This is a genomic window from Bacillus sp. LH1 (genome assembly GCF_057924895.1).
On sequence record NZ_CM175007.1, the window covers coordinates 2,182,294 to 2,196,508 of the forward strand.

Below are 14,215 nucleotides of genomic sequence, written 5' to 3' on the forward strand. Positions count from 1 at the left end.
TTTGTAAGAATTAGCGCAAGAAATTTTATTAATTAGGATTATTAAATTTATCATTTTTCATGTTATGATAAATTGCATATACGATTGAAAGAAGGTTTTCCTACATATGAAACATGCTGAAAATGAATACTTAAATTTATGCCGCCATGTAATGGAACATGGTACGAAGAAAGAAGACCGTACAGGGACAGGCACTGTATCTGTATTTGGATATCAAATGCGTTTTGATCTAAGTAAAGGTTTTCCTTTATTAACAACAAAGAGAGTACCGTTTCGCCTTGTAGCAAGTGAACTGCTTTGGTTTATGAAAGGTGATACAAATATTCGCTATTTATTGCAGCATAATAATAACATTTGGAATGAATGGGCTTTTAAGAGCTGGGTAGAAAGTGATGAGTATACTGGCCCTGACATGACTGATTTTGGTCTTCGCTCACAACAAGATGAAGAATTTAAAGTACAGTACGACGAGCAAATGGAATTGTTTAAAAAGAACGTTTTAGAAGATGATGAGTTCTCAAATAAATATGGTTATTTAGGAGACGTTTACGGTAAACAGTGGCGTGCTTGGAAAACGACAGCTGGTGAGACACTTGATCAATTAAAAGATGTAATTGAAATGATTAAAAAAACACCAGACTCACGTCGTTTAATCGTTTCTGCCTGGAATCCAGAAGATGTACCAAGTATGGCCTTACCGCCTTGTCATACGCTATTCCAGTTTTATGTAGCAGATGGAAAGCTTTCTTGTCAGTTATATCAAAGAAGTGGTGACATATTCCTTGGGATTCCATTTAACATTGCAAGTTACTCACTACTAACACATTTAATTGCACATGAATGCGGACTTGAAGTGGGAGAATTTGTTCATACAATTGGTGATGCACACATTTATACAAATCATTTTGAACAAGTAGAAAAGCAATTGGCACGTGAACCACGTCCATTCCCGAAACTTACATTAAATCCAGATGTGAAATCTGTTTTCGATTTTGAAATGGAAGATTTAACGATTGAAGGATACGATCCGCATCCAGCAATTAAAGCACCGGTTGCAGTATAATTGTAGAGGAGATGAAAAAATGATTGTTTCATTTATGGTCGCTATGGACGAAAATAGAGTAATTGGTAAAGATAATAATTTACCTTGGCGTTTACCGAGTGAATTACAATACGTGAAGAAAACAACGATGGGTCACCCGCTTATTATGGGAAGAAAGAACTATGAAGCGATTGGTAGACCACTGCCTGGAAGACGTAATATTATTGTAACTCGTAATGAAGGGTATCATGTTGAAGGTTGTGAAGTTGTTCATTCTGTAGAAGAAGTGTTTGAACTATGTAAAAATGAAGAAGAGATTTTTATTTTTGGTGGAGCGCAAATTTACGACCTCTTTTTACCTTATGTAGACAAGTTATATATAACAAAAATCCATCATGCATTTGAAGGAGATACATTCTTCCCAGAAATAGATATGACAAATTGGAAAGAGATTTTTGTAGAAAAAGGTTTAACGGATGAAAAAAACCCATATACGTATTATTACCATGTATATGAGAAACAACAATAATAAAAAAGATTGATGTGAGAATTCGCATCAATCTTTTTATTTATATTCACCAATATAAGTTTATAGATGAGATTCGATAGTGCTATAATGATAGGTAGCATGTAAAAATGCTAAAATTTTCAAAAGTACTAATATAGAAAGAGGAGGAGAATCGATTGAGAAAGATATGGGGGATTCTTTTTCTTTGCTTAACATTCATGTTAGTTGGATGTGGTAAAGAAGAAAAACCACAAGAAGCGTTTGATACATATGTAAAAGCGTGGAATAAACAAAAATTTGCAGATATGTATGATCAACTATCAAAAAATGCAAAAAAAGATATTTCAAAGAAAGAGTTTACTGAGAAATATGAAAAAATTTATTCTGGTATCGAAGTGAAAGACTTAAAGGTAGAAACAGGGGAAGTAAAAGAAGATAAAAAAGATGAAGGCCCTGTTCCTTTTAAAGTAAGCATGGATACAGTTGGTGGTAAAATTACATTTGGTCATGAAGCAAAAATGGTGAAAGAAAAAGATGGAGATAAAGAATCTTGGAAAATAGATTGGACTCCTGATTTTATTTTCCCAGGCATGACGAAAGATAGTAAAGTGCGTATGCAGACAACACAGCCAAAACGTGGTGAAATATACGATCGTAATGGAAAAGGTCTTGCAACGAATGGGAAAGCTTCTGAAATCGGATTGATTCCTGAAAAGTTAGGCGATGCTGCTCCGCAAACGAAAGAAACAGTAGCGAAGTTATTAAATATGTCTGTAGAAGAAATTGATCAAAAATTAGCTGCTAAATGGGTAAAACCAGGGTATCTCGTACCAATTGGAATTTTGCCTGAAGGGGCAACACAAAATACGTACATTGATTTACCAGGTGTTTCAACAAAACCTGTAAATGTTCGTACATATCCGTTAGGGGAAGCGGCAGCTCATCTGACTGGTTATATTGGAAAGGTAAATGCTGAAGATTTAAAAACGCTACAAAAGAAAGGCTATCAAGCTGATGACCCAGTTGGTAAAGCTGGTTTAGAGCAAGTATTAGAGGAAAAGTTACGCGGTAAAAAAGGTGGCCGTGTCTTTGTAGAAGATGCGCAAGGAAAAGAAATTAAAAACTTGGCAAAAACAGATGCTGTTGATGGAGAAAATGTAACTTTAACTATTGATAGTGCTGTTCAAGAAAAAACGTATAATGAAATGAAGGGTGAAGCTGGTTCAAGTGCAGCAATTAATCCGAAAAGTGGAGAAACAATTGCACTAGTAAGTAGTCCAGCATATGATCCTAATATAATTGCACGAGGGACATCGAAGGCACAACGCGAAGCTTGGAATAATGATCCGAAAAAACCAATGACAAATCGCTTTACACAATTGTCGGTACCAGGTTCTGTATTTAAACCTATTACAGCTGCAATTGGTCTTGAAACGAAAACGATTGATCCAAAAGAAGAGTTGAAAATTGAAGGATTAAAATGGACAAAAGATTCTTCTTGGGGTAATTACTATGTAACGCGTGTGAAAGATGCAAATCCGATTGATCTTGATAAGGCGATGAAATACTCGGATAATATTTACTTCGCACAAGAAGCTTTGAAAATCGGAAAAGACAAGTTTATGAGTGAAGCAAAAAAATTCGGATTCGATGAGAAACTACCAATTGAATATGGATTCCCTGCTTCTAAAATTGCAAATGACGGCATTAAAAATGATATTCAAATGGCAGATACGGGATATGGACAAGGACAAGTATTAATGACTCCTCTTCATTTAGCTTTAACGTATGCGCCAATTGTAAATGATGGAACGATTCCGTCACCGTATATTATTAAAACAGATAAACAACCAAAAGCTTGGAAAGAAAATGTAATTTCTAAAGGAAATCAGGATATATTAAAAACTGCAATGACGAAAGTAATTAATGATCCAGATGGTACAGGGAAAATTGCTAAAATTGATGGCATGACTCTTGCTGGAAAAACAGGTACAGCGGAATTAAAAGTATCAAAAGAGGCCGAAGGAAAAGAACTAGGTTGGTTCGCTGCATTTGATTTAAATTCCCCAGATATGGTCATTACAATGATGATTGAAGATGTAAAAGGTAGAGGCGGAAGTAATATTCCAGCTGAAAAAGTAAAACATGTATTTCAAAAATAATATGTAATAGTAGGCTATCTCTATAAGTTGTAGAGGTAGCCTATTTATATGAAAGAGTTTGTAATATCCGTATACTAAATTTTAAGGAAACAAAGTAAATCATTAACTTACGAAAAAAAAGTAGCTATTTTTTATTGACATTGATTAAAACTTTTTGTATTATACTTACATAAGGTAAGTTATTAACTTTCGAAAAATAAATCTTGAATTAAAGATAAAGAGAAAAAAGGGAGAGAATACAATGACAAAAGTACTATTTATCACAGCAAATCCAAATTCAGCAGAAGGTTCTTTCGGAATGGCAGTAGGGGAAGCTTTCATCGAAGCTTATAAAAACGAACATCCACAAGACGAAGTTGTAACAATTGATTTATTCAACACTACAGTACCAGCAATTGATGCAGATGTATTTGCTGCTTGGGGTAAATTTGCAGCAGGTGAAGGCTTTGAAGCTTTAACTGAAGTTCAACAACAAAAAGTAGCAGCAATGAACACAAACTTAGAAACATTTATGAATGCAGATCGTTATGTATTCGTAACTCCAATGTGGAACTTTAGCTATCCACCAGTAGTAAAAGCATACTTAGATAACGTAGCAATCGCAGGTAAAACATTCAAATATACTGAAAATGGTCCAGTCGGCTTATTAGAAGGTAAAAAAGCGCTTCACATTCAAGCAACAGGTGGCGTATATTCTGAAGGAGCATACGCAGCTGTAGACTTCGGTCGCAATCACTTAAAGACTGTATTAGGATTTGTCGGTGTAAATGATACTGAATATATTGCAGTTGAAGGTATGAATGCAAACCCTGAAAAAGCACAAGAAATTAAAGAAGCAGCAATTGCTAATGCTCGTGAATTAGCAAAACGTTTCTAATATAGAATGCTTAAAAAGTCCGAACACTTGCTGTTTGGACTTTTTTTCTTCTTTTTCCTTCGTTTGTCTAGTATAATGAAGGTCGGAATGATAATAGGTGGGGGTTCTGTATGATTCAAACGTTTTTTAAAATCTTTTATTTAATTTTAATCGTAATTGCGATTACACCGAGAATGTGGCGTCTTAAAAGACAAGTAAATACGATGGCGCCAAAAGAAAAAGACAATGCTGTGTATAAAACGACAAATTGGTTTGGTAAGAAAATGGTACGTGTAGCTGGAGGGGCAGTAGAAGTGAAAGGACTTGAAAATGTTCCGAAAGACAAGCCAGTACTAGTTGTAAGTAATCACCAAAGTAATATGGATATCCCTGTTTTACTAGGTTACTTAAATAAACCAATTGGATTCGTTTCAAAAGCAGAGATTAAAAAGTTCCCAGTTGTACCAACTTGGATGGAACTGATGAATTGTGTATTTATGGATCGTAGCGATCGTCGTCAATCTCTTCAAGCGATTAAAGATGGAATTGAACTATTAAAGAATGGACATTCTATCGTAATTTTCCCTGAAGGAACGAGAAGTAAGGGTGGCGAAGTTGGAGAGTTTAAGGCTGGTAGTTTTCATCTGGCAGTAAAGTCAGGTGTAGCAATTTTACCTGTAACATTAGATGGTACATATAAGATGTTTGAAGCGAATGGAAATCGTATGAAGCCAGCTCATGCAACAGTAACAATTTCTAAGCCGATTACACCTGAAGATTATGCGAATATGGATATTAAAGAATTAACGAAGCATACACAGGAAGTTATTGCCTCACAATTACATAAGTAATAAAAAAGGATTCAGCTTATCGTAAGCTGAATCCTTTTTTATTATGCTGTAGGTAAGACATAAAAGAGTACACAGAAGAACATCATCGCACTACCACCTAAAACGAACAGGTGCCATATGGCATGGTTGAAAGGTAGCTTTTCCCAAAGGAAGAATATAGCTCCAACAGAATATAAAATTCCACCTGCTAAAAGTAGTGAAAAACCATGTCCAGTTAGATTTTCATAAAGTGGTTTAATAGCAACGATTATGAGCCATCCCATAATGATGTAACATAAAGTTGAAGCCTTTATAAAGCGACGTACAAAGAAAATTTTGAAGACGATACCTCCGATTGCTAGTGTCCATATTATAGCAAGCAACGTCCATCCTAATGGGCCACGAAGTGTAATAAGTAGAAAAGGAGTATACGTGCCAGCAATCAATAAGTAAATGGCTGAATGATCTAAAATAGTAAATATTTTTTCTACTTTAGGATGATGAATGCTATGTAGCAATGTTGAAAACAAGTACAGTAAGAACATACTTACACCATAAACAGTAAATGCAACTACGGCTGATGCGGTACCGTGCTTAGAAGCATGAATAATCAATATGATTAAGGCAGGGATGCTTAAAATGGCACCGATACCATGTGTAATTGCATTTGCAATTTCTTCTTTTACAAATTGGGTCATTCGTGTCATTTTTTCAGTCATAATGCAAATCCTTTCTACTATCATAAAATAATATGTCATTTCCCTTACCATATCATACACAAGAGCAATAGAAAATGAAATTTGTATAATTGATTATATTTTTGAATTTTTTTGACAAAAGACAATGGATTTGTTGACGTTTTCAAACTTTTTTGACAAAATAAAATTATGTAATAGTAGGACAAGGAAACTACTAATAAAGGGGATGGGGAAATGTTTTCAAATATTGGCTTTCCAGGGTTAATTTTAATTTTAGTAGCAGTACTCATTTTATTTGGACCTAAAAAATTGCCGGAAATCGGGAAGGCTTTAGGGGAAACGTTAAAAGAGTTTAAAAAATCAACGAAAGAATTGACAGATGACGCATTTCAAGAAAAGGAAAAGAAAGAAAAAATGTAGTGTATTTTCCTTGTAATGGATAAATAAAGTGTGGTGAACGAGATGGAAAATCGGGAAATGAGCGTAGTAGAACATATTGTTGAGCTTCGAAAAAGAGTAATATATACGGTGTTATCCTTTGTACTATTTTTAATTATTGGATTTACTTTTACAAAGGATATTTATTTTTGGCTTGTAAAAGATTTACCAATGAAATTAACTGTTCTCGGTCCAAGTGATGTATTGTGGATTTTTTTCTCGATTGCTACAGTATTTGCTATCGTTTGTACAATTCCTTTTGCTGCTATACAAATTTGGTTATTTGTAAAACCGGGTTTACATCCAAATGAACAAAAGATGACAATAATGTATATACCGGTATTGTCTATATTATTTATTGCAGGTTTATGTTTTGGATATTTCATTGTAATGCCGTTTCTATTTCACTTTTTAACTACGATAGGTAATGAAATGTTTAATACGATGTTTACGACAGAAAAGTATTTTCATTTTGTACTTAATTTAACAGTTCCATTTGCTGTGATTTTTGAATTGCCAGTCGTTGTAATGTTTTTAACTAGTATTGGAATACTTACGGCGGAATTTTTAATAAAAATAAGAAGGTATGCTTACGTAGCATTAATTATCATTGCATCTTGTATATCACCGCCAGACTTTTTATCTCATAGTTTAGTTGCAGTGCCGCTTATTTGTATTTATGAAGTAAGTATTGCGTTATCAAAGGTTGTTAGTAAGAGGAAAAAGAAAAGAGAAGAAATGCAGTCGAAAAGTGCCTCGTTATAAAGGCACTTTTTTATTTATTTGTTATACTATAGCTATAAACGTATACAATATATAGAAGAAAAAAATTATAGAATCTCCAAAATTTAGACAAACTTTGCGCTTTTATAAGCTTATACTAAATGTATTAAACAATTGATGGATAATGAGATTCCCGTCTCAGAGATATTTAGGGCGGGAAGGTGAATTAGGTGGAGATGAATAGAGTATAAATCTTCTAGCCATAAGGACTACAGAAATCATATAAGTCTGATTTTACTCCACTTTAAACAACGTGTTACAGCGCAAAGTAGAGGAAGTTCAAAAATCCAATGAAAAAGAGGATTGATATTGTGATTACGAAAAGTTTTTATTTCACTCATTCAACAGGGGATTGCATTAAAATATTCGAAATCCCTGTCCTACAGGCACAGCATCCATTATCGTTTCTAATTCAGTCTCGTCTTCAATTATTTATTGCAAAAATTCAAAAACAAAAACACCCAAGATTTTCGTATTCTTTCCGTGAATATTTACAAAATTGTTTGAAGTGGAATGATTATTTAAATGTATATAAAACAAATACCCTTGAAAAAAATGCATGATACGAAGTACGGACAGGGTTAGTAAACTCTGTCTTTTTCATTTTAGATATGAAAATATAATTAATTTGATGAAATTTCGTTCCAAATTGTTGAAAGCAATGGGAATACTAGTATAATAACAAGGAGAGCGTATTGGAAAGGGAAGAAGTATAGTATGCAAAAAATTAAAATTGTAACAGATTCAACGGCAGATTTATCACAAGACGTAATCGAAAAGTATGACATTCATGTTTTACCATTATCAATCTCTGTAAATGGACAAACATATTTAGATCGCGTTGATTTACAACCTGACGAATTTATTGAAGAAATGATTAAATCAGAGGAATTACCAAAAACATCACAACCAGCTATGGGTACATTTGTAGAAATGTATGACAAGCTAGGGGAAGATGGAAGCGAAGTCCTTTCTATCCATATGACAAGTGGAATGAGCGGTACTGTAGCAACTGCAAATAGCGCTGCATCAATGACTGATACAAAAGTAACAGTTGTTGATTCTCAATTTATTACACATGCTTTAGCATATCAAGTAATTGAAGCTGCAAAAATGGCAAATGACGGACGCTCACTAGAAGAAATTTTAAAACGTGTAGATGAAGTAAGAAAGAATACTCGTTTATATGTAGTAGTGGATACATTAGAAAACTTAGTGAAGGGTGGACGTATCGGTAAAGGAAAAGCGTTTATCGGTTCTCTACTTAATATAAAGCCAATTGCTAGTCTTGAAGACGGTGTTTATAATCCTGTAACGAAAGTTCGTAGCCAAGGCCAAATTGTAAAAACATTAGCTAAGTTATTTGAGCAAGATACGGCTGGAAAAGTCGTAAAAGCTGTTGCAATTCCGCATGCGAAAGCAATTCCTTTAGCTGAAAGTATGAAAGCGGCGGTTGAAAAAGTAAGTGGATTTGCTCAATCAGAAATTTTCTATACAACGCCTATTATTAGTACTCATACAGGTCCGGGCGCAATCGGATTTATGTATTTAGCAGAGTAATAAAAAAGCTACTTGAAAATATATTTCAAGTAGCTTTTTTATGTAAATAGAAAGTAAGAAATAAGAAGAGCTACACAGGCACTACCGCTAATGATATAGCGAGTCTGTAAATATTCATTCATAGAAAACACCCTTTATCCCGCTATTTGTGGACAGTAAAACTCTCTACCTCAAATTTAGCTGGAGCAAAGAGGTTAGGTAGCGGGCTGCCCGTAAAAGCTTGATTGGTGAAGGCAAATAATCAGTGGGGATGAAGAAAACCCACTAATTAAAGTTTCACTATAGGATTTTCTATATTATATGTTGGATATAGAAAATCAGTCATTACGTTACACATGTAAAGTTTCAATTTTTTCTTTTATTTGCTTATTATTTGTTGCGTTACTATAAATAAAAGTTTGACCTAAAAAGAGTACATGCAGTTGTTCCCACGGTAACATGCGCAAATTCCAATTATTTCGAAGTCTAGTTATTGCTTCACGAGGTGTTTCATCGGCGAGTGCAAAAGCTCCGTAATGCATTGGTATAAAATGCGTAGCGTTTAAATCTAAATAAGCTTGCACGGCCTCTTCAGGTGAAACATGAGATACTTTCATAAACCATTCTGGTTCATAAGCGCCAATGGGCATAAGAGCAATATCAATTAAAAAGCGTTCACCAATTTCTTTGAAACCTTGGAAATAGCCACTGTCACCACAAAAATATATGGTTTCCATAGTCGTTTCATTATCAATAATCCATCCACCCCAGTGAGACGTATTCATATCAAATAAGAATCTTCTCGTCCAGTGCTGAGAGGGTACGAAGTGAAAAGAAACTTCGTTAATTATCGTACTTTCCCACCATTTATACTCTTCTACATGTTTAAATTTCTTACGAGTAAATAATTTTTTTAATCCAATAGGTACAAGATATAGAACATCATCATTCAACTGACGAAGAGTTGAAAAATCTAAATGATCATAATGACCATGTGAAATAAGGACAATATCAATTTTAGGTAGTGCTTCTATAGAGAGTCCAGGTTCTGTAAGTCTTGGAACTAGCTTTAATTTATTAGCCCATACTGGATCTGTTAATATATTAAGTCCATTCGTTTGGATAAGAAAAGTGGAATGCCCAATCCATGTGATAGTCGTTTTTTCAACATTACTTTGCAAAAATGCACTTTGTTTAACGGGTGATTGTTCTACTAAGAAAGAAAAATCTTTTTTGTTTTGCTTTCGTTCTTTACGCCAGCGTAAAAAAGAGCGAATTGATTTTTTTGTACTAACATTATCCATATTTTCATAGCGCTTTGCCATGAACATCACCTCATTTAAAATCGTTGTATTTGTATTGTACCGAAATGTTGTTAAGGAATACAGTGTAAAACATGGATTAATGTTTAAGGAATTGTTAAAAAATAGGGAGAGGTATTTACAAAAGTAACAATAAAATTAGTTTTATCACTTTTATTTAGAGAAATAATAGTAAAAAAATATATTTTGTCTAGTAATTCGCTTGAAATAAAAAAGTAACATACGTAAATTCGTACGATTTCGTGAACAAATGTAGTAAACAATTTTCTCGTAGTGTTAACTTTTGTTATTATAAACATAACCTATTTAAATTTAGGATAGAGAAAAGAGGTTTATAAATGAAGCGTTATCAAAAAATAATTGGTCTTATGGTTGTATTTTGTCTCTTTGTACTTGCTGGATGTAGTGAATCAGGTTCAAAGCTTCGTAAACCATTAAATTGGGATTTAGAAACCTTCCAATTTACAAATCAAGATGGAAAGAAATTTGGTACAAAAGATTTAAAAGGGAAAGTTTGGGTTGCAGATTTTATGTTCACAAATTGTCAGACAGTTTGTCCACCAATGACTGCAAATATGGCCAAGCTTCAAAAGATGGCAAAAGAAGAGAAATTAGACGTTCAGTTTGTTTCATTTAGTGTAGATCCAGACCTTGATAAGCCAGAAAATCTGAAAGCTTTTATTCAAAAGTTTACAGAGGATACTAGTAACTGGAATTTATTAACGGGGTATTCGTTAGAAGATATTACAAAGTTTTCAAAAGATAATTTCCAATCACTTGTAGATAAGCCGGAGAACGGTCAGGTCATGCATGGTACATCATTTTATTTAATTGATCAAAACGGAAAAGTAATGAAAAAGTATAGTGGCATTAGTAATACGCCATACGAAGACATTATACGTGATATGAAGCGATTAGTGGGTTAAAAATAAGGGTGCATAGCACCCTTATTTTTTTGCATTAGTCTATCGATAAAATGTCATGTTGCTGGGGAAGTTTCGGCGCCCGAATTTCTAATACGCCGTTTTGATAAGAAGCTTTTGCCGCTTTTTTATTAATTGAATACGGCAATTTAATCAATCTTGATGCTTCTGAAATGGAACGTTCTCGGCGATAATAGTTATGGGATGTTTGTTCTTCTTCCTCTTCAAGTATCTCTTCTTTTACAGAGACTTTTAAGTATTCACTTTGTATTTCAATTTGGATTTGTTCTTTTTGTATACCTGGTAGTTCAGCTGTAACAACGAGTTCTTCACCAACTTCATATAAATCTACAGGGAATGTTAATAAACGGTTTCCTTTTTGGAAAAAATGATTTAAATCAGCGATTACATTGCGAAGAGGTGTTTGCTCGAAGAAATCATCAATTTGCTTTAAGTAATTACGAACCGGTGGGCGAGAAGAATCTTTTTTTTCTTCACTCATGGTATTCCCTCCTAGAAATCAATTTGCAATATCATATGACAAAAGCGGAGAAAGGTGAGTGCCTAGTTTTCATGTTTTCATAAAAAATTGTTAAAAATGTGAAATGGAGTGATTTTTTTATAGTTTTTGGTCGCCATATTCAGTTGATTATGCTAGTATAAATAGGGTTGATATAGTAGTATAGAGACAGAATGAAAACTGAAAGAGGGTAAGAAGTATGTGTGGTTTTGTAGGATGTTTATGTGAAAACCCTAGAGAGTTTTCAGAAACAGAAAAACATCAATTTGAAAATATGAACACGATGATTTTCCACCGTGGTCCAGATGACGAAGGATATTTTCGTGATGAACATGTACAATTTGGCTTCCGCCGTTTAAGCATCATTGACTTAGAGGCAGGACATCAGCCGCTAACTTATGAAAATGATCGATATGTAATTATTTTTAATGGTGAAATTTACAACTATGTAGAATTACGTGAAATGTTACTTGAAAAAGGTGCAACGTTTGCAACGCAATCTGATACAGAAGTTATCATTGCATTGTATGCACATATGAAAGAAAAATGTGTAGATTACCTTCGTGGTATGTTTGCATTTATGATTTGGGATCGTGAAGAAAAGAAACTTTTCGGTGCACGTGATCACTTCGGTATTAAACCTTTATACATCGCACAACAAGGTGATACTACATTCTTCGCATCTGAGAAGAAAAGTATTATGCATGTGATGGAAGATAAAGGCGTTAATCCAACGTCACTACAACATTACTTTACGTACCAATATGGTCCAGAGCCAGAAACTTTAACAATTGATGTTAATAAAATCGAGCCTGGTCATTATTTCGTAAAAGAAATCGGTAAAGAGATGGAAATCCATCGCTACTGGAAACCTTATTTCAACGCTTCAAGTGCAACGAAAGAGGAGCATATCCAAGCAATTCGTGATGTGTTATATGATTCAGTAAAAGTGCATATGCGTAGTGATGTACCAGTAGGTTCATTCTTATCTGGTGGTATCGATTCATCTATCATCGCTTCTATCGCAAGAGAAATGAATCCAAATCTTTTAACATTCTCTGTTGGTTTTGAGCAACGTGGTTTCAGTGAAGTTGATGTTGCGAAAGAAACTGCTGAGAAATTAGGCGTTAAAAACCATAACGTATTCATTTCAGCGAAAGAATTTATGGATGAGTTCCCAAAAATCATTTGGCATATGGATGATCCTTTAGCTGATCCAGCAGCTGTACCATTGTACTTCGTTGCGAAAGAAGCACGTAAACATGTAACAGTTGTTCTTTCTGGTGAAGGCGCAGACGAGCTATTTGGTGGTTATAACATTTACCGTGAGCCAAACTCACTAAAAATGTTCTCTTACATCCCTAGTCCAGGTAAGAGCGTTCTAAAAGCATTAAGTGGTGCTCTTAAAGAAGGATTTAAAGGTAAGAGCTTCCTAGAGCGTGGATGTACACCAATTGAAGAGCGTTACTATGGAAATGCTAAAATCTTCCGTGAAGAAGAAAAAGCTGAATTAATGAAGTATTACAATGAAAGTGTTAACTATATGGATATCACGAAACCATTGTATAACGAGATTAAAGATTATGATGATGTAAGTAAAATGCAGTACATTGACATGTTCACATGGTTACGCGGTGACATTTTATTAAAAGCTGATAAAATGACAATGGCAAACTCATTAGAACTTCGTGTACCGTTCTTAGATAAAGAAGTATTCGATGTTGCATCTAAAATTCCAACTGAATTTAAGATTGCTAACGGAACTACGAAAGCCATTTTACGTGAAGCAGCACGCGGAATCGTTCCAGATCACGTATTAGATCGTAAAAAACTTGGATTCCCAGTACCAATTCGTCACTGGTTAAAAGACGAAATGCATGATTGGGCTATAAATATTATAAACGAAAGTAAGACAGAGCATTTAATCGACAAACAGTATGTATTAAACTTACTGGAAGCACATTGTGCAGATAAAGGCGATTATAGCCGTAAAATTTGGACTGTACTTGCGTTTATGGTATGGCACCAAATTTATGTTGAGCATAAATACGATACGAATAAGTTCCATGAAGAAACAAAACGTGCGTATAGCTTAGTTTAATTAGAAAAACCTTAAGATCGCATACGGTCTTAAGGTTTTTTTCATAAATAGGAAGTATTATTGATACAATAATAGTAAAAGGATGGACAACATATGATTACGTTTGAGAAAGTTACTGTAGAAAATGAAAGCGTTGTTAAAGAAATGTTTAAATCGCATAGTTTAGGTGAGAAAAAGGTACAGTACTGTGTGAAAGTTGATGATACATATATTGGTGTAATAGATTATAGTGTACAAGAGGAACGGGCTGTTTTATCACAGCTAATTATTCATTTTGATTACCAAGGTTACGGTTATGGTACAAATACGTATTTTACATTTGAAGAAATGATGAAACAAAGAAATGTGAAAGAAATAAAAGTGTTAAAAGAGAAATTAACAGAAAAGGCGAAGTCTTTCATAGAGAGTTTTGGTTTTACTTCAGAAGATGAAGAGTACGTAAAGAAAATATAACGATGATTATTTATGCGATACAATAAATATAAGGCAGGTG

Annotated in this window: 15 protein-coding genes; 12 read left to right on the forward strand and 3 right to left on the reverse strand. The window is 34.0% G+C overall.

The genetic code is table 11. The features are described from left to right. Window positions 1-106 precede the first annotated feature (106 nt). From ACX9TM_RS11475 to ACX9TM_RS11495, 5 genes are all read left to right on the forward strand, one after another. The gene (locus ACX9TM_RS11475) at window positions 107-1,063 is read left to right on the forward strand and encodes a thymidylate synthase (protein WP_000679609.1); all 957 of its coding nucleotides are present in this window, start codon (window positions 107-109) and stop codon (window positions 1,061-1,063) included. Window positions 1,064-1,082: 19 nt separating this feature from the next. Continuing rightward, entirely contained in the window at window positions 1,083-1,571 is a 489-nt protein-coding gene (locus ACX9TM_RS11480) for a dihydrofolate reductase (RefSeq protein ID WP_000637205.1), read from the forward strand. Between the two features lie 155 nt (window positions 1,572-1,726). Continuing rightward, complete coding sequence (gene pbpC, locus ACX9TM_RS11485; RefSeq protein WP_001227239.1) at window positions 1,727-3,712, forward strand: penicillin-binding protein 3; 1,986 nt, start codon at window positions 1,727-1,729, stop codon at window positions 3,710-3,712. Between the two features lie 241 nt (window positions 3,713-3,953). After that, a complete protein-coding gene (locus ACX9TM_RS11490; protein ID WP_000170025.1) occupies window positions 3,954-4,589 on the forward strand; it encodes an FMN-dependent NADH-azoreductase in 636 nt (211 codons plus the stop codon). A 110-nt stretch (window positions 4,590-4,699) separates the two neighbouring features. Further along, a complete protein-coding gene (locus ACX9TM_RS11495; RefSeq protein WP_000616577.1) occupies window positions 4,700-5,419 on the forward strand; it encodes a lysophospholipid acyltransferase family protein in 720 nt (239 codons plus the stop codon). A 41-nt stretch (window positions 5,420-5,460) separates the two neighbouring features. Here the strand turns inward: ACX9TM_RS11495 and trhA are convergent, their stop codons facing one another. After that, complete coding sequence (gene trhA / locus ACX9TM_RS11500) at window positions 5,461-6,117, reverse strand: PAQR family membrane homeostasis protein TrhA (protein ID WP_000136889.1); 657 nt, start codon at window positions 6,115-6,117, stop codon at window positions 5,461-5,463. A gap of 213 nt (window positions 6,118-6,330) precedes the next feature. Here trhA and ACX9TM_RS11505 point away from each other — a divergent pair, with 213 nt between their 5' ends. The 4 genes from ACX9TM_RS11505 (at window position 6,331) to ACX9TM_RS11520 (ending at window position 8,877) form a co-directional block, all read left to right on the forward strand. After that, a complete protein-coding gene (locus ACX9TM_RS11505) occupies window positions 6,331-6,516 on the forward strand; it encodes a twin-arginine translocase TatA/TatE family subunit (protein ID WP_000492443.1) in 186 nt (61 codons plus the stop codon). 42 nt (window positions 6,517-6,558) lie between these two features. Next, a complete protein-coding gene (gene tatC, locus ACX9TM_RS11510) occupies window positions 6,559-7,299 on the forward strand; it encodes a twin-arginine translocase subunit TatC (RefSeq protein WP_000431523.1) in 741 nt (246 codons plus the stop codon). Between the two features lie 329 nt (window positions 7,300-7,628). Next, window positions 7,629-7,880 (forward strand): DUF2535 family protein, encoded by a 252-nt coding sequence (locus ACX9TM_RS11515; RefSeq protein ID WP_000629012.1) that lies wholly within the window; start codon window positions 7,629-7,631, stop codon window positions 7,878-7,880. A gap of 154 nt (window positions 7,881-8,034) precedes the next feature. Further along, window positions 8,035-8,877 carry a DegV family protein gene (locus ACX9TM_RS11520; RefSeq protein ID WP_001169470.1) on the forward strand — a complete coding sequence of 281 codons (843 nt, stop codon included), beginning with the start codon at window positions 8,035-8,037 and terminating at the stop codon, window positions 8,875-8,877. A 329-nt stretch (window positions 8,878-9,206) separates the two neighbouring features. On the opposite strand, the gene ACX9TM_RS11525 is transcribed toward ACX9TM_RS11520, so the two are convergent. Continuing rightward, window positions 9,207-10,181 (reverse strand): MBL fold metallo-hydrolase, encoded by a 975-nt coding sequence (locus ACX9TM_RS11525; protein ID WP_001129632.1) that lies wholly within the window; start codon window positions 10,179-10,181, stop codon window positions 9,207-9,209. 335 nt (window positions 10,182-10,516) lie between these two features. On the opposite strand from ACX9TM_RS11525, the gene ACX9TM_RS11530 reads away from it, so the two are divergent. Continuing rightward, window positions 10,517-11,104, forward strand: a complete 588-nt coding sequence (locus tag ACX9TM_RS11530) for an SCO family protein (RefSeq protein ID WP_000833331.1) — start codon at window positions 10,517-10,519, stop codon at window positions 11,102-11,104. 34 nt (window positions 11,105-11,138) lie between these two features. Here the strand turns inward: ACX9TM_RS11530 and ACX9TM_RS11535 are convergent, their stop codons facing one another. Next, entirely contained in the window at window positions 11,139-11,603 is a 465-nt protein-coding gene (locus tag ACX9TM_RS11535) for an Hsp20/alpha crystallin family protein (protein WP_001288085.1), read from the reverse strand. A 217-nt stretch (window positions 11,604-11,820) separates the two neighbouring features. Here ACX9TM_RS11535 and asnB point away from each other — a divergent pair, with 217 nt between their 5' ends. Together asnB and ACX9TM_RS11545 are read left to right on the forward strand one after the other, a co-directional pair. Beyond that, a complete protein-coding gene (asnB, locus tag ACX9TM_RS11540) occupies window positions 11,821-13,722 on the forward strand; it encodes an asparagine synthase (glutamine-hydrolyzing) (RefSeq protein WP_000333816.1) in 1,902 nt (633 codons plus the stop codon). A 93-nt stretch (window positions 13,723-13,815) separates the two neighbouring features. Continuing rightward, window positions 13,816-14,175, forward strand: a complete 360-nt coding sequence (locus ACX9TM_RS11545; RefSeq protein ID WP_000627520.1) for a GNAT family N-acetyltransferase — start codon at window positions 13,816-13,818, stop codon at window positions 14,173-14,175. Window positions 14,176-14,215: the final 40 nt, after the last annotated feature.